This is a genomic window from Kitasatospora sp. NPDC056181 (assembly GCF_042266225.1).
Taxonomy (GTDB): Bacteria; Actinomycetota; Actinomycetes; order Streptomycetales; family Streptomycetaceae; genus Kitasatospora.
The window spans coordinates 1-16,032 of record NZ_JBHJUK010000070.1 but is presented as its reverse complement, the minus strand read 5'-3'; the positions used below and the strand labels follow the sequence as shown (position 1 = coordinate 16,032).

Here is a 16,032-nt window from a genome sequence, read left to right as displayed (position 1 = left end):
GGTGCGTACCATTTCGATACCGAAGCCTTGGTGAGCTGCGAAGATGCTCGCCCGCCGGGCCCGGGCCCGGGTAGCATCCGGCACGTGCCCTCCGGGCTGGCGCAGGCGGCTCAGCGCTGCCGTGTCCGCGGTCCGGGCGGCGGACTCCCGCGGGACACCCGGCGGTCGGCATTCGGTGGTCGGCATCCGGTCGTCACCGCGCACTCGGCACCGCGCGCCAGGGCTGTCGCGCGAACGGCGAAGGGCAGCGTTTTGGCGGATCGGCTCACCGGAGGAGACTCCTCGCTGCTGCGGCGGATCAACGCGGCGGTCACGCTTCGGGCGCTGCGGGCCGGCCACTCGGTAACCCTCACTCAACTGGTCGGGGACACCGGACTGTCCCGGCCCACGGTGGAAGGCGTGATCGAGGGCCTGGTCGAGACCGGCCTGGTCGCCGAGGTGGACCAGCCGCAGAACGGCGGCCAGCCCGGAGGCGCGGGCCGTCGGGGGCGTCCGGCCCGCTGGTTCCGGTTCCGCGCCGAGGCCGGGCACATCCTGGGTGTCGAGATCGGCGTGCACGACATCCGGGTCATCCTCGCCGACCTCACCGGCGAGGTGGTGGGCAGTCACTTCCGGACCGTCGAGGAGGGCATGGACGCCGAGGAGCGGCTGACGGCCGTACGAACCGTCGTCGCCGAGGTCCTGCGCAAGGCCGGCGTCTCCCGGGACAACCTCTGGGCGGTCGGCGTCGGCACCCCCGGCATCGTCGACCGCGACGGCACCGTGCAGCTCGGCACCGCCATGCCCGGCTGGACCGGCCTCGACCTGGGCGCCCGGCTGCGACGCTCGTTCCGCTGCCCCGTGATGATCGAGAACGACGCCAACCTGGCCGCCATCGCCGAGCACTGGCAGGGCGCGGCCGTCGGCGCGGACGACGTGGTCTTCGTGATGGCGGGCCTCAGCCCCGGCGCCGGCTCACTGATCAACGGCAAGCTGCACCGCGGGTTCGGCGGCGCGGCCGGCGAGATCGGCGCCCTCCACCTGCTCGGCCAGGAGGTCACCCCCGAGCGCCTGCTCTCCACCACCGGCAAGCCGCTCAACCCGCTGGACGAGGCCGCCGTCGCCCGGGTGCTGAAGCTGGCCCGTGAGGGCGACGAGGTGGCGAAGGTGGCGATGGACCGCTTCCTGACCCGCCTGGTGCAGGGCGTCGCCGCCCTGGTCCTGGCGATAGACCCGCAGCTGGTCGTGGTCGGTGGCTGGGCTGCCGGTCTCGACGGCGTCCTGGAGCCGCTGCGCGAGCGCCTCGCCCAGTTCACCCTGCGCGCCCCCGAGGTGGCGCTGGCCGCACTCGGCTCGGAGGTCGTCGCGATGGGCGCGCTGCGGGTGGCGCTGGACCAGGTCGAGGAGCAGCTCTACGCCGTCGACCCGCCCACGGGCGCGGGCGCCCGGGCCTGATCCCCCCGGAGAGGGGTCTCGCGGCGACCGTCCGGCGCCGCGACGTGCACCGGATCACCGTCTTCGTGACCCGTTCGGTGAAGGGCTGCCGGCAGGTCCACCCGGCCGTCGGGGGCTGAGCACACCGCCACCGGCGGCCTCTCCTGCTGCCCTCGCCCGGTGGTCTCCCGCGACGGCCTCTCCCGAAGGCCTCTCCCGCGACGGCCTCTCCCGAAGGCGGCCACCAACGACCGCCGCCACCAACGGCCCAGGCCCGGACGCCTGTGGGCGTGTCCGGGCCTGGGCCTGAGGGTGTTTCGGCAGGTGGTTCAGGAGGCGGTGCGCACCTCGGCGGCGGCACCGGTCGCGGCGCCGACGGGGGCGCCGACAGGGGTGACCTCGACGACGCCGGCCTCGCCGAAGGTGAGCTTGCAGGTGTCGGCGCGGTAGGTGGAGACGGCGAGGGCGACCAGGCGGCCGGCGGCGGCGTACTGGGTGGTCATCACCAGGACGGGCGAGCCGGGCGGGCGCTCCAGGAGGGCGGCCTCCTCGGCCTCGGCGACGCCCAGCTCGACGGCGCGGGACTCACCGTCGACCTCCAGGCGCTCCAGCTGGCGCAGCACCGAGCGGGCACGGTCGCTCTCGGCGCGGAAGCCGGGCAGGTGCGGCAGGGCGGCGGCGGGCACGTGCAGCGACTCGGTGGCCATGTTCTGGCCCTGGACCATCCGCACCCGGCGGACGGTGTGCACGGTGGCGCCCTCGGCGATGCCGAGCGCCTTGGCGAGCCGCGCGGTGGCGGGGGCGGTGGTGCAGTCGACGGTGCGCCAGGCCTGGCTGCGGGCGGTGCCGGGCCAGCCCTCCTCGTGCCGGTTGACCGGGACGCCGACCCGGGGGGCGGCGATCAGGGTGCCGATGCCGCGGCGGCGGACCAGCCGGCCCTCCAGCTCCAACTGGTCGAGCGCCTGGCGCAGGGTGGCCCGGGCGACCCCGAAGCGGGCGGAGAGCTCGCGCTCGTTGGGCAGGACCTGGCCGGTGGAGAACTCCGTGTCGATCGCGCGGAGCAGCACCGTGCGCAGGTGCCAGTACTTCGGTTCCGGTACCGCCGCGAGCTGTCCTGTCGTTCCCACCGTGGCCTCCACCCTGTTTTGTCCGCCGTGCTGAAAGGAGGGCGGACCCGGCCCGCTGTCCGCTGTTGCGGCAGGTGGGAGAGCGGGCTTTATCCGTCCTTCTTTATTAAAGGTCCTTGCAGTAAGTGACCCTAGGGGCTTCGTCGGGAGATGGTCAAGACCAATGACGGCGGTTGGTGCGGTTGTCCCGCGGGTTCACGCCGCGTTCACGACACTCCGATATCCGGACACCCGGCCGTCGGCCCTTGGTACTCCGGCCCTTCCCCCGCGCTCGACGCGCCGCCGCCGCGCCGGCCGGGGGGCTCGATAGGCTTCCCGGGTGATTGTGGTGACGAGTGTCAATGTGAACGGGATCCGGGCGGCCGCCAAGAAGGGCTTCATCGAGTGGCTGGCGGCCACCGAGGCGGACGTGATCTGCCTGCAGGAGGTCCGCTCCGAGCCCGGGCAGCTGCCCGTGGAGCTGCGCGACCTGGACGGCTGGAACGCGGTCTGGGCGCCGTCGGTCGCCAAGGGCCGCGCGGGCGTCGCCCTGTTGTCCCGGCAGGAGCCGGAGCGCACGGTGGTCGGATTCCAGTCCGAGGAATTCGACAATTCGGGCAGGTACGTGGAAATCGACCTTCCCGGGCTGACCGTGGCCAGCCTCTACCTCCCCTCGGGCGAAGTCGGCACCGAACGCCAGGAGGAGAAGGAGCGCTTCATGGCGGAATTCCTCGTCCACCTCGGCAGGCTCCGCACCCGGGCCGCCGCGGAGGGCCGCGAGGTCGTCGTCTGCGGCGACTGGAACATCGCCCACCGCCCGGAGGACCTCAAGAACTGGAAGGCCAACCAGAAGTCGGCCGGTTTCCTCCCCGAGGAACGCGCCTGGCTCACCCGCGTCTACGAGGAGGCCGGCTACGTCGACGTGGTCCGCCGCCTCCACCCCGACCGCACCGGCCCCTACACCTGGTGGTCCTACCGCGGCCGGGCCTTCGACAACGACTCGGGCTGGCGGATTGACCTCCAGGTCGCCACCCCGGGCCTCGCCGCCAGGGCCACCGACGCCCGCGTCGAGCGCGCCGACACCCACGCCGAACGCTGGTCCGACCACGCCCCCGTCACCGTGGCCTACGACCTGGAGAGCTGACCGACCCCGGGCCGCCGGGCTGCCGCCCGATCGGCGGCCCGGCCGTCGACGCACTCCGCACCTGCCCACCGCAGCTCTCCGACAAGGCCGCACCCGGCCACACCCGCCTCGCGGACGTGAAGCGCTGCGTGTGACCTGCGGCGCCCGCGGTGCACGGGGCCACCTGCCAAGCCGCGATCCCCTCCGCCGGGCCGGAGTGGAGGTCGAACCAGCGTTCTCGATCTCATCCGCGCCGCCTCGTCCCACCAGGACGTGCCGGTCCACAGCTTCCAGCGGCTGGTGGGAATCGCCTCCCGGGGGGGGAAGTTGAGGGCGGCCAGCAGGTAGTCGGACAGGGTTTCCTGGTCGGCCGTCGCGATGAGTGCAGCCGGTGACGCCCTCATCCTTACCGCGCCGAGGTTTCCGAACGCCTGAATCCCCTGGTCATCTCTGCGGCAGCCGGGCGGATCCGTCCACGGCAGCCCTCCCGTCGACGAGCCGGCCGACCCGGCTTCCTGCCGGGCGCACGTGCGGCAGGGACCGGTCCCGGACGACGTCCGAGCCCCCCGCACGCGAGCCGATCCGCGTATCGCCCTCGGTAGCCGCGCACCACCGATGCGCGGACCGCATCCTCGGACCTCGCCCGGCAAGCCCTGCCGAGTCCGCGCGCGAGGGCAGGGGCGCCTGCCCGGTCGGGCAGTATCGGCGTGCGCCGCCCGATCCCTGAGAACACCCCGCTGACACCACAGTTGGCCCAGTCGATGTCGTGGCCGTCGACGCCCTCGACCAGGCGGATGTTGCGGACCGTGGTGCCCACCTTGATGCCGGAGGAGCTGCCCTCAACCCTGAGGTCCTTAATGACGGTCACGGTGTCGCTGCCGCGAGCAACCGGTTCAACTGCGTGTCGCGCCTGCCTGAGCCATCTGATCTGGCTCGCCTCCACCGGGGCCGGTGAAGTTCGTATGCCGCGAGGCTGGATCGCCTTCCTGCCACGGGAGATCGAGCGAAGGAACCACCCGGGCCCACAGCCTGCGACCCACGACTCGGCCGCGACCCGCCTCGGCCCGGTAACCACCGGGGGCGGCCTCGCCGTCGAGCCGTTCGAGCGCAGAGCGACGGTGCAGGCGCACACCCCGACCACGACGGAATCCAGCCGACGTCTCGGCATGGCATCGGACCGGACGGTAGTATCGGTTTCCGCGCTGACTAAATATCAAGTGCACGCCATTCATTGGACATTGCTGTCGCGGGCGTCAGTCGACCCCTCGGGCGGGGACGGTTTGGGAAGTCGCGCCGAGCCGCGCCCCCCTGCGCCCACCCTCCGCACCGGAACCGAGCACCGGGACCGGTAAGAACCCAGAAAGCGTCCATTGGTCACCATCGCACATTCCGAGCTCGACGTCTTTCCACTCTGCCTCGGCGGCAGCGTCTTCGGATGGACCGTCGACGAGCGGACATCCTTCCGCGTCCTCGATGCCTATGCCGCCGCGGGCGGGAACTTCATCGACACCGCCGACTCCTATTCCCAGTGGGCCCCCGGAAACACCGGTGGGGAGTCCGAGTCGATCCTCGGCAACTGGCTGGCCGCGCGCGGTCAGCGCGACCGTTTCGTCATAGCCACCAAGGTAGGCCGACTGAACGGGCTGTCCGGGCTCACGGCGAAGGTCGTCCACCAGGCGGTGGAGGAATCCCTGCGCCGCCTGCGGACGGATCATATCGACCTCTACTACACGCACGCGGACGATCCCGAAACTCCCCTCGAAGAGACCCTCGCCGCACTCGACGCGCTGATCTCGGCAGGGAAGGTGCGCCATATCGGCGCCTCGAACATCAGCGGCCCCAGGCTGGCCGAATCCCTTGAGGTCTCGAAGCGTTCGGGGCTCGCCTCGTACGTGGCGGTCCAGCCTCCCTACAACCTCATGGAGCGCGAGCCCTTCGAGAGTGGGATCGCCCCGGCCTGCGAGCGCGAGGGCGTCTCCTGCGTCCCGTACTTCGCCCTGGCGCAGGGCTTCCTGACCGGCAAGTACCGTGAAGGCGCACCCGCCGTTCCCAGCGTCCGCAGCGACGCGGCACGACCGTACGGCGAAACGCCCCGCGGCCGCGCGGTGCTCCGGGCGCTGGACACGATCGCCGCCGAGCACGGCACCGCCCCCGCCGCGGTGGCCCTGGCCTGGCTGAGGGCGCAGCCCCATGTCGTCGCTCCGCTCGCCAGCAGCAGGATGCCCGAGCAGCTCGCCGAACTGATCCCGGGAGCGACCCTGGAGCTCTCCCCGGCCGAGGTTCACTCGCTGGATCTCGCTTCACGGACCACCGCGGCGGACCACCCTGCGCGCGTCGGCTGAAGGAGGAGGAGCCATCGTGACCCTCATCCCCCACACCGCCCTGATCGGATTCGACGCCCTCAAGTCGTTCATCTCAGTAGCGCGCGATGAATACGAGGCCTGTACGCCACAGGAACCACCCTCCTGTTTCGCCCTCCTGCTCGGCACCGTCGTCGACGGTGTCGCGGCCGTCACCACGGTCCAGTTCGCTACCAACGTCCGTGCCACCGACCCGATGGCGCTCGAAGAGTTCTCGAGCTCCATAGAGCCGTGCTTCGGAAGCGCCTACCGAAACCCCCGCCGGGGATTCTGGTGCAGCTCGCAGGATCTGCTTCGTATTCACCGGCAGGCGGACCGTGACGGGGTCGAGATCCTGGGCTCCATCCATCTGCATCCCGACTGGCACCGGATCGGCCCACCCGAAGAGCGAGGGCTGCGAATAAGCGAGGAGCCGACACCGATGGACCGCTACATGTTCGACAACAGTCGCTACCCGGTGAACATGATCTGCTATCTGGAATCCGGCCCACAGGGGGTTTCCGCCGCACTCGCGGCATGGGGCCCTCCCCCTGAGGACGAGGTCGCGGCGCCGTGCCCCCGCCTCCTTCTGAGGTTCAGCGCGTCCTGAGGAACGGCAGGCTCACCCCTCGCCGCCGGCGGGACTCTGCCCCGGTCACGCTCGCGGATGTGACCGGGGCTTGGGCCGCCGGTCCACCCCTGGGTGAGTACCGCCGGGGCGGACGGTGGTGCTGTAGGCGGCGCTGGTGGAGGTGGAGGAACAGCCAGGCCGGCGTGGTCGCGGCGGCCTCGTGCCCGGCGACCGGCAGGGTGACCAGCTCGTCCCGGATGGGCATGTCGTGCCAGAGCATCATGGCCCCGATCCGGAGGCCCGACACCGTACCGCCCGCTGCATGGGGGCCGGCGAGTCAACCCTGTGGGTCGACAACGACTCGGGCTGGAGGATTGACCTCCAGGTCGCCACCCCGGGCCTCGCCACCAAGGCCGTCGAGGCCTACGTTGAACGCGCCGCGTCCCACGCCGAGCGATGGAGCCCATGCACCGGTGACAGCCGCCTTCGATCTCGACCAACTCCATTGATATTTTGCGAAGTTCGGGCAACTGGCTTCGACTGCTGCGGTCGTCGCGCGACCTGCCGGAAGTGATGACCACAGCAGCTATGTCCCCGCGAATGGTGCTACGCGGTGATCGCCATTCTCTGAATGCAAGTCAGTTTCTTTTCCGGGAACGCGTCGGTTTGCAAAAGTCACGATGGGGACTGTCGGTGGGACTCGCTAACGTTCGTCTCCTGATCATCAGTGCGAGGAGAGGGGCGGGGCTGTGCGGCGCTGGGAGTTCGTCGAGGGCGGCTCGGACAAGTTCTGGGAGGCCGCGGTCGACGGTGTCGCGGTGACCGTGCGGTACGGGCGGTCCGGTACGGGCGGGCGGGAACAGGTCAAGACGTTCCCGACCGTGGAGGAGGCGCAGGCGCACTTCGCCAAGGTGGTCGCCGAGAAGGAGCGCAAGGGCTACCGCGAGATCTGTGCGGGGGCGGGTACGGAGCCGGGTGCGGCGGCGGATCCGGTGCCCGTGGCGCAGCCCGGCGTGTCCGCGCCCACGGCCGAGGCCGCCGGTCCCGAGGACGAGGACGTCTTCGTCATGCCGGACGCCTGGCGTCGGGCCCTGATCCCGCGCCGGGGCGGCATTCCCCGGAAGCCGTCCGCGCCGGGGAAGGGCCCGGTGACCTCGTACCGCGACGGGCTGCGGCAGATGGGGGACTGGCCGGAACAGACGCTCACCTCGGAGCGCAGTGACCCGGAGCTGGTCGCGGCCGCCCGTGCCCACCAGTCCGGCAGCCGGGACCCGCTCGGTGCGGCGGTGCTCGCCGCCGTGTTCTCCTATCCCAGCAACAACGGGGTCCGCGTGGCCGTGGACGCCTGGGTGGCGGAGTTCGGCCTGCCGTTCGCGGCCAGGGCCACCGTCGAGTTGTTCACGACGGCTGTCGAGACCGACTGGATCCGCCAGATGTCCGTCCACCCCCGCGTCCTGCGCGGGGCCAACCAGAGGCACGGCAAGTACCGTCCCGCCGCGGACCGGGTCCGGTCGCTGCTGGCGGCCTGCGACGAGGAGACCCACCGCGCGGCGGTCGAGGCCCTGGCGGGCTGCCGGAACAATCTGACCCACCTGGTGGTGGCTGCGTACCTGGTGCCGTCCGAGACCGCCTGGGTCGAGGAGTGCGTCGCGTCGGGCTCCCGACTGGCCGCCGTCGAGTGGTCGATGCTGCTGTGCTCGCTCTCCTCGGCGGAACCGCTGGAGAAGCTCCCCCTGCTGCCGAGCCTGGGCTATGACGGATGGTCCACCGAGATCATCGCGACCGTGGCGGAGGGTCTCGGCGGCGACGTAGCACCAGTGATGCTGCACGACCTGACCACCGGCTACCACCACAAGGACGGCAAGAAGCGGATCCTGGACGCGCTCGCCGAGCTCCCCTCCGACGAGGGCTTCCGGGGGCTACTCGCCCAGCAGGACGGCATCAAGTCCACCCGCGCTGCCCTCCTGGCCGGTCTCCGCCGCTTCCCCCGGCGTGCCCTGCGCCTGCTCGCCGAGGCCGCGGTGACCTCCACGGACCCGGCCGCGCAGCAGCTCGCCCGGCAACTCCTCGCCGGCCACGTCGCCGTCCACCGCGCGACCGCGCTCGAACTGCTGCCGGAGCTGACGCCGGAGCAGGCGGCCCTGGTCGAACCGCTCACCGACCTCGGCGAGCGGGTGCCGGAGGTCGGCTCCGACTCGCTGCCGGAGCTGTTCACCAGTCCGCCGTGGACACGGCCGCGCTCCGCCGGCAAGCCCCGCGTGCTGACCGGCCTCTGCGCGCCGCAGGAACCGCAGATGCGGTGGCTGCCGGGTGAGCGCGAGGCGTGGGCGGCGAACTCCGAGTCCTGGTACACGAGCTGGTCGGACGAGGACTGGCAGCGGGTCGCGGCCACGATCCGGGCCAGGATCGGGCAGCCCCACGACGCGCGGCTGCGCGGCGGACAGCACGCCGAGCTCGCTCTTTTCGCGTACGGCGACGAGGAGTTGGCCCGGCCCCTGCTCGCGCAGTGGCGCACCGGTGAGCGCATCTGGCACTCCGGGGACTCCCTGCGCCGGGTCGCCGCCCGCTTCGGGACGGACGCCGTCGAACCGATCCGGGCCGCAGCGATGGGGAACCCTGCCACGCACGCGCCCCTGCTGCTTCCGTACCTGGACGCCCGGGCGGCCGAGACCATGGTCGACTGGCTGGTGCGCCTCAAGTCGGCCGGGAGCACCGCGCGTTCCTGGTTCGCCCGGCACGGCGTGGACGCGGCCCGGCTGCTGGTGCCCGCCGCGCTCGGGAAGGCCGGGGCGGCCCGGCACGGCGCCGAGCAGGCCCTGCGGGTGATCGCCGAGGCACACGGCGCGGCGGCGGTGCGCGCGGTGGCCGCCGAGTACGGGCCAGAGGCGGAGGAGGCCGTGGGCACGCTGCTGGCGGCCGACCCGCTGGTGACCGCGCTCCCGGCGAAGCTGCCCCCGCGCTGCGACTGGGCGGAGCCGGTGATGCTGCCGCAGCTGCTGCTGCGCGGCGGCGACGGCGCCCTCCCCGCCGAGGCGGTGCGGCACGTGCTCACCATGCTCGCGCTGTCCGAACCCAAGGCGTTCTACCCCGGCCTCGACGAGGTGGCCCTGCTGTGCGAGCCGCGGTCGTTGACGGAGTTCTGCTGGGCGGTGTTCGAGCAGTGGCGGCTGGCCGGCATGCCCGCCCAGGACGGCTGGGCGCTGCACGTGCTCGGCCGGTTCGGTGACGACGAGACGGTCCGCCAACTAACACCGGTGCTCCGCGCCTGGCCGGGCGAGGGGGCCCACCACCGGGCGGTGGACGGCCTGGAGGTGCTGGCCGCCATCGGCACCGACGTGGCCCTGCTGCACCTGCACGGCATCGCACAGCGGGTGAAGTTCAAGGCGCTCAAGACCCGGGCCCAGGAGAAGATCTCCGAGGTGGCGGCCGGTCTCGGCCTGACCGGGGAGCAGCTGTCCGACCGCTTGGTCCCGGACTTCGGGCTGGATGCCGACGGGACCACCGTCATCGACTACGGCACCCGGACATTCACGGTCGGCTTCGACCAGCAGCTCAAGCCGTACGTGCTGGACGCGGCCGGCGCCCGCCGCAAGGACCTGCCCGCCCCGGGGGCGCGGGACGACGCCGAGCTTGCGCCCGCCGAGCGCAAGCGCTTCGCCGCGCTCAAGAAGGACGTCCGCACGGTGGCGGGAGACCAGATCCGCCGCCTGGAGGAGGCGATGATCACCCAACGCTCGTGGACGGCGCAGGAGTTCGACCAGCTCTTCGTCGGGCATCCGCTGCTGTGGCACCTGGTGCGCCGCCTGGTGTGGCTGTCCGAGACGGCCGGCACGGTGACGGCGTTCCGCGTCGCCGAGGACCGCACCCTGGCGGACGTCCGGGACGAGCCGTTCGCGCTGCCGGACACGGCCTCCGTCCGGCTGGCGCACCCGCTCCAGCTCGGCGACAGCCTCGCCGACTGGTCGGAGCTGTTCACCGACTGCGAGATCCTCCAGCCGTTCCGACAGCTCGTCCGCCCGGTGTACGCGCTGACCGACGAGGAGCGGGCCGGCCACCGCCTCACCCGCTTCGAGAACGGTCCGGTGCTGCCCACCACCCGGCTGGTCGGAATGGAACGGCGCGGCTGGCGGCGCGGCGAGCCCCAGGACAACGGCGTCGAGCAGTGGCTGTCCCGCCGGGTCGGACCCGACCTCTACGTGGTGATCGCCCCGGAGGACGGCATCGCCGTCGGCATGTTCGACTCCTACCCCGAGCAGCGGGTGGAAACGGTGTGGCTCGACAGGCGCCCGGGCGACTACTGGACCCACAACCGCACCTTCCCGACCTTCGCCGAGCTCGACCCGGTGATCGCCTCCGAGGTGATCGCCGACCTCACCGAGCTGACCACGCTGTGACACCCCGCCACCCTCTCGACCACCACCCCCGGAAGGCCGCCATGACCACGACCACCGCCGAGGAGGAGGCCCAGCGCCCGCCCCTGCCGAGGTCAGGTACGCCGAGGAGCTGGCCGCGCTGCGCGCCGAGGACCGCGACCACCGCCCGCCGGGCTGGGAGCTGAGCCTGCGCGCGGCCCGCCGGTTCATCGTCGGCGACGAGACGGCCGGCATCGCCCGCAAGTTCGTCGGGGGGCCCGACGGTCCCGCGCATCACGCGCCCGACGCCGAGCTTTCAGCACACTTCGTCTGTCGTACTCGTGCTTCGAGTTCGACGGGCAGGTACCAGTTCGGGGGCGCCGAGGATCTCCGCCGCCCGGAAGGTCAGGACGGCCGCACCCTCGGGGTCCGCCGGCAGCTCGCGCATCAGCAGCACGGCCCGCGGGTCGCGCCGCCGGTCGCAGCCGGCCGCCCGTTCGGCCGCCTCCGCCGAGCGCAGCACCTCCTCGCCGCGGGCGAGTGCCGCGGCCGTGTCATCGCCACCCGGACGGTCCGGCGCGAAGTGCCCCGCCCGCGCACGCGAACGCCCGGCCGGGAGAGCCCGGCCGGGCGCCGGTCGCGGTGCTCCGTGATCAGAACTGGGTGGTGACGGTGACGCCGGTGAAGTCGGTGGCGGCGTACAGGCCGAGGTAGCGGTAGCCCGCCGTGGGGTTGGTGACGGTGATGGACTGGGTGGTGCCGGCGGCCGTGGAGGCGGCGGTGTAGGCCTTCGGCGACGCCCAGGTGTCCGCGTTGTAGTACAGGTACGCGGTGCCGGTGCCGCCGAAGGTGTTGACCTTCAGCGTGGCGGTCCCGGCCGGCAGGTAGACGTACAGGTGGTCGGTGTTGCCGGCGGTCGCCGAGCGGCCGGTCCGGGCGCAGTTGCGGTCCATCGCGTCGGCGCGCTGCTCGGGGCAGGCCGGCAGGCCGAGGGCGGTCGTGGTGACCGCGCCCTGTGTGGTGCCGCTCCGGCCGGTGTCATCGGTGGTGGTCAGCGCGACGGTGTACAGGCCGGGCGCGCCGTAGGTGTGGCTCGGGCTGCGCTCGTCCGAGAAGGTGCCGTCGCCGAAGTCCCAGTGCCAGCCGGTGATCCGGCCCGGGCCGGTCTGCACGGAGCGCTCGTTCAGGCTGACGGTCGCGCCGTTCACCGTGGTGTCGAACAGCGAGGTCGGACCGGTCGCGTAGCAGCCGCCGGCGACGCAGGCGTCGAGCCAGGCGTCGAAGTCGGCGTCGTACGAGGTACCGAGGTTGTTGTAGACCGCGTAGCCACCGGGGTAGTCACCGACGCGGAAGCGCTCCAGCATGGCCTGGACGTCGGCCGGGTGCCTCTCCAGCATGTACCGGACGGACAGGTAGCCCCACGGGTAGATGCGGGTCGAGTCCGAGTTGGCGTAGGTGTTCTGGAAGAGCGTGCTGAGCTTGTAGGTGTGCTTGGCCGCCTGGTTCATCGCGTCGACGTCGGTGGCGCCGCGGTGGCTGTACGAGACGTACTCGGCGAGGCCCTCGACCCACCACTTGTTCGGGACGGACGACTGGGTGTCGAAGTTGCCCTTCAGGTTGTAGATGCCGTCGAGGTAGTGGGTGTACTCGTGGTTGAGGTTCCACACCCGGGCGGGGTCGTTGACGTTCCAGGCCTTCTGGTACATCACGGTCACGGCCCGCTTGTTCGGGTCGGTCGCGTCCATGACGGTCTGGCCACCGTTGTCGGTGCTGTTGCCGTAGATCGCCCACGAGTAGGTGGTGTAGTCGGCCTTGTTGGCGAAGATCCCGAAGGTGACGGTCTTGGCGTACTGGTTCGGGATGGCCCCGCTGTCCTTGGACACGCCGTGGAAGAGCGCGTCCTGCTTGCGCAGGCTCTCGCAGACGGTGGCCAGTTCGGCGGCCGACAGGGACTGGGCCTGGAGGATGCGGTTGTCGCAGACCAGTTGGTTCGGCAGGATCACCGAGGTGAGCTTGTTCCGCAGGTCGCAGATGCCGTAGTACGAGCACTGGCCGTAGTTGAAGTACTCGGCCTGGCGGGCCGTGTACAGGTACAGCGTCCCGAAGGGCGAGAGCAGCGGCGCGGAGTCCAGCACCTTCTTGACCAGCGGCTTGGCCACGGCCTCGGCGGCGGGGCCGGTCCCGGCGAACTTGGCCAGGTCGTTGCCCGCGTTGGTGTCGAGGACGGAGTGGGGCCCGCTGAGCAGGTCCCGGTGGTTGATCGCGAAGTCGGCGAGCGAGTTGATGAGACTCGGGTCGGCCGCGAGCGCTCGGACGAAGTCCTTGTTCCGGTAGCCTTCCCAGAGCGGGTAGAACAGCACGGAGTTGACCGCGCTGCGCATCTGCGGGAACTGGTTGTACGTGTTGTCGTACTCGTCCAGGATCCGCTTGTAGACGCCCAGGTAGTGGGCCTGGACGTTGGCGCTGTCGGTGAGCCACACCACCTCCTTGAGGATGCGGCCGTTGTTCTCGCTGACGTCGCGCCAGCGGGTGCCCGCGAAGAGGGTGTCCAGGGCGGTCGTGACGGCGTCGGTGAGCGCGGGGGTGTACGCGCCCGCCGCAGCGGGGTAGTAGAACTGGATGTAGTAGCCCACCTGCAGGTACTTCACCAGCTGCGCGATGCCGGTCGTGTTGTCGCCGGGGTAGTTCGCCGCCACGTCCTTGAGGACGGCCGCGACGGACAGCATCCGGGCCTGGTTGAAGATGCTCGGGTCGGCGCCGGCGCTCTGGTACAGCGAGTTGATGCACTCCGGGGTCGAGCTCTTGATGAAGGCGACCAGGTCGGCCCCGGTGAGGGCCGCGAAGTCGGCCGGGGTGCAGCTCTGTACGGCGAGGGACTTGAACTGGGCGGGGGCGGCCGCGTCGGCCGGCTCCTCCAGCAGGCGCGTCGCGCCGATCAGCGCGGGGGACAGCGGGGCGGCGGGCTCGCCGGGTTCCTCGGAGCCCGTCGTCGTGGTCGGGGCCGTCGGGGCGGCGGGGCCGACCGGACCGGCCGAGGCGGCCGAGGCGGCCGTCGTGGCCGGAGCCGACCCGGCGGTCAGGACGGGCGGCGCCGCGAAGGCCTGGGCCGGGAGCACGGCGGTGGCCGTGGCGCAACAGGCGACGACGCCTGCCGCGAGCACGGAGAGTCTGGTGCGCAGGAGCACGCCGAATCCTTCGTCGAGTGGGGGCAGCCCGACGTGGGGTCGGGCTGAAGGAAGGAGATTTGGCGTGGATCCTGTCATCGACCGATGATCAGAACAATGTCACAGGTTATATTGCATGGGACTTTCGGCCAACTCGCGGCTCGCACCCTCCGAGCGGCTGACCTGCGACGTTCCCGGCCAGAGCGGATCGGCGCATGGGAGCCGAAGGGACATCTGGCCACGATCCGGACGGCCACACAAGGCCGACGGGTCGCACGGACTGGCCGATCTGCGCCCCCAACGCGGCCGTCGGTTCAAGGCCGCTCCTCGTCGGGGGACGGCGGACCGAGTGGGAAGCGGATGGGACTGAGCAGATAGGGTGCACGACCCGGTGCCGGCCGGTTGGCCAGCCGAGGACCGAGTACCGCGAGCAACTCAGCTGTCATCTCGGCGAGTTCGTCCGGGCTGAGCCAGAGCGTGCCCTGGCGGTACGAGACCGCGTCGGCCACCGGGTCGGCGCCGTCGCGGTCGAGGTAGGCGTTGAACTCGGCGATCAGCACGGCCATGGCGGTGGCGAAGCCGCGGCGGTGGTCCTCCGGCGTCATCGCCGCGGCGGCGTCGACGTCGACGACCGGGCGGTCCTGCCGCAGTCGGTAGTGCCGCTCGACAGCGCCGCGCACCCGCTGCTCTCCGGCCACCTCCAGGAAGCCGGCCTCGGCCAGCAGGGCGACATGCCGGTACATGGTCACCTTCGGCACCTCGGGCATGCGCTCACACAGCTGCGCGGTGGTGAGCACCCGGCCGCCGGAGAGCGCGTGCACCACGCGCAGGCGCACGGGGTGGAGAAGTACGTCGGTAGTGTCCATGGCGTTACGATTCCATGCTCGTTACTATTATCGAAAATGGAAACAGTGACCTTGGAGGGGGCATGCGTCAGGCAGCGGGGCGGGCGGTGCGAGTGAACGGCCGGACCGTCCATGTCGAGGAATCCGGCAGCGGGGCGGACTGGGTGGTCTTCGAGGCGGGCGGGGGGATGGGGCGCACCTGCTGGGATCCGGTGCTGCCGTGGCTCACGGACCGGACAAGGATGGTCGCCTACGACCGCGCCGGCTTCGGGCGCAGCGGCCGGACGGCAACCCAATTGAGCATCGAGGACCTGGCCGCAGACCTGGTCGCGCTGGTCGAGGCGGTTGTCCCCGACCGCTTCGTGCTCGTCGCGCACAGCATGGGAGGGCTGGTCGCACGCCGTGCGGTGGAGGGCCTGGGCCGGCGGCTGCGGGGGATGCTGCTGCTCGATCCGGCAGCGGAAGGCGCGCCGGTCTACGACACCTTCGACCGGACGGCCGCGAGGGTCGACCGTTCACTGGCCGTGACCCAGGTGCTGTTCCGCTCCCGCCGGCTGGCCCGCCTGGCCAGCGGGAACATCCGCCGGCTGTTCCCGACGGACACCTACGAGACCATGCTCGCCGAGGACTTCGTCCCGTCCGGGACCGCACAGACGAGGAAGGAGATCAAGGCCGTGGCTGCGGCCATCCCCCGCTTCCGCGCCGACCCGCCGGCCCCGCCGACCTGCCGGACCATCCTGCTCTCGGCCTCGCGTCCCCAGGCGGGCCGGTCACGGCACCACGCCGACCTGGCCGCGCACCAGCGGCGCTGGACCGAGTCCCTCCCGGACGGCCGGTTCGAAACAGTCGACTCCGGCCACTTCATCCAGGCCGACCAGCCGAAGATCGTCGCCGACAGGGTCAAGCACCTCCTCGACCACGCCGGCCGGGCAGGTGCCCCGTCGACGTGACCGGATCCGCGCCGCCGGCCCAGGCCTGCGAGCCTGCTGGGTGGTGGGGCCGCCCCGGGGCGGCCCCCCCCCCCGGCTCGGCCAAAGAAGCGTTGTAAGAGGTCAAAGCTCGCGCGGTGGCTTATAAAAAAAAGAAGCGGGCCCCCACCAACCAAGTTTATATAAAGGT

11 protein-coding genes and 1 pseudogene are annotated in these 16,032 nt (G+C 71.5%); 7 read left to right on the top strand and 5 right to left on the bottom strand.

The genetic code is table 11. The features are described 5' to 3' along the window. The first annotated feature begins 252 nt into the window (after positions 1-252). Complete coding sequence (locus tag ACFC1F_RS24700; RefSeq protein ID WP_376161347.1) at positions 253-1,434, top strand: ROK family protein; 1,182 nt, start codon at positions 253-255, stop codon at positions 1,432-1,434. Positions 1,435-1,742: 308 nt separating this feature from the next. On the opposite strand, the gene ACFC1F_RS24695 is transcribed toward ACFC1F_RS24700, so the two are convergent. Next, positions 1,743-2,540, bottom strand: a complete 798-nt coding sequence (locus ACFC1F_RS24695; RefSeq protein ID WP_209416499.1) for a GntR family transcriptional regulator — start codon at positions 2,538-2,540, stop codon at positions 1,743-1,745. A gap of 319 nt (positions 2,541-2,859) precedes the next feature. On the opposite strand from ACFC1F_RS24695, the gene ACFC1F_RS24690 reads away from it, so the two are divergent. Further along, positions 2,860-3,663 carry an exodeoxyribonuclease III gene (locus ACFC1F_RS24690; RefSeq protein ID WP_376161344.1) on the top strand — a complete coding sequence of 268 codons (804 nt, stop codon included), beginning with the start codon at positions 2,860-2,862 and terminating at the stop codon, positions 3,661-3,663. A gap of 385 nt (positions 3,664-4,048) precedes the next feature. On the opposite strand, the gene ACFC1F_RS24685 is transcribed toward ACFC1F_RS24690, so the two are convergent. Continuing rightward, positions 4,049-4,810 (bottom strand): PhnA domain-containing protein, encoded by a 762-nt coding sequence (locus tag ACFC1F_RS24685; protein WP_376161342.1) that lies wholly within the window; start codon positions 4,808-4,810, stop codon positions 4,049-4,051. 202 nt (positions 4,811-5,012) lie between these two features. On the opposite strand from ACFC1F_RS24685, the gene ACFC1F_RS24680 reads away from it, so the two are divergent. The 4 genes and pseudogenes from ACFC1F_RS24680 (at position 5,013) to ACFC1F_RS24665 (ending at position 10,946) form a co-directional block, all read left to right on the top strand. Then, positions 5,013-5,984, top strand: coding sequence for an aldo/keto reductase (locus ACFC1F_RS24680; protein WP_376161340.1), 972 nt, complete (start codon positions 5,013-5,015; stop codon positions 5,982-5,984). A 16-nt stretch (positions 5,985-6,000) separates the two neighbouring features. Continuing rightward, entirely contained in the window at positions 6,001-6,591 is a 591-nt protein-coding gene (locus ACFC1F_RS24675; RefSeq protein ID WP_376161338.1) for a hypothetical protein, read from the top strand. A 313-nt stretch (positions 6,592-6,904) separates the two neighbouring features. Continuing rightward, positions 6,905-7,061: pseudogene (locus ACFC1F_RS24670) on the top strand (exodeoxyribonuclease III); the annotation flags it as partial. 240 nt (positions 7,062-7,301) lie between these two features. Continuing rightward, positions 7,302-10,946, top strand: coding sequence for a WGR and DUF4132 domain-containing protein (locus tag ACFC1F_RS24665; RefSeq protein ID WP_376161336.1), 3,645 nt, complete (start codon positions 7,302-7,304; stop codon positions 10,944-10,946). A gap of 274 nt (positions 10,947-11,220) precedes the next feature. Here the strand turns inward: ACFC1F_RS24665 and ACFC1F_RS24660 are convergent, their stop codons facing one another. The 3 genes from ACFC1F_RS24660 to ACFC1F_RS24650 form a co-directional block, all read right to left on the bottom strand. Next, positions 11,221-11,427, bottom strand: a complete 207-nt coding sequence (locus ACFC1F_RS24660) for a hypothetical protein (protein WP_209416503.1) — start codon at positions 11,425-11,427, stop codon at positions 11,221-11,223. Between the two features lie 130 nt (positions 11,428-11,557). Beyond that, the gene (locus ACFC1F_RS24655; RefSeq protein ID WP_376161334.1) at positions 11,558-14,089 is read right to left on the bottom strand and encodes a collagenase; all 2,532 of its coding nucleotides are present in this window, start codon (positions 14,087-14,089) and stop codon (positions 11,558-11,560) included. Positions 14,090-14,382: 293 nt separating this feature from the next. After that, the gene (locus ACFC1F_RS24650; protein ID WP_148646093.1) at positions 14,383-14,934 is read right to left on the bottom strand and encodes a helix-turn-helix domain-containing protein; all 552 of its coding nucleotides are present in this window, start codon (positions 14,932-14,934) and stop codon (positions 14,383-14,385) included. Between the two features lie 62 nt (positions 14,935-14,996). On the opposite strand from ACFC1F_RS24650, the gene ACFC1F_RS24645 reads away from it, so the two are divergent. Next, on the top strand, positions 14,997-15,863 hold the full coding sequence (locus tag ACFC1F_RS24645) for an alpha/beta fold hydrolase (RefSeq protein ID WP_376161333.1): 867 nt from the start codon (positions 14,997-14,999) through the stop codon (positions 15,861-15,863). Positions 15,864-16,032: the final 169 nt, after the last annotated feature.

Bases quoted from the DNA above. Each gene is read 5' to 3' on its own strand.
- ACFC1F_RS24645 (WP_376161333.1), top strand. From the start codon at position 14,997: ATGCGTCAGGCAGCGGGGCGGGCGGTGCGAGTGAACGGCCGGACCGTC.
- ACFC1F_RS24650 (WP_148646093.1), bottom strand. From the start codon at position 14,934: ATGGACACTACCGACGTACTTCTCCACCCCGTGCGCCTGCGCGTGGTG.
- ACFC1F_RS24685 (WP_376161342.1), bottom strand. From the start codon at position 4,810: ATGCCGAGACGTCGGCTGGATTCCGTCGTGGTCGGGGTGTGCGCCTGC.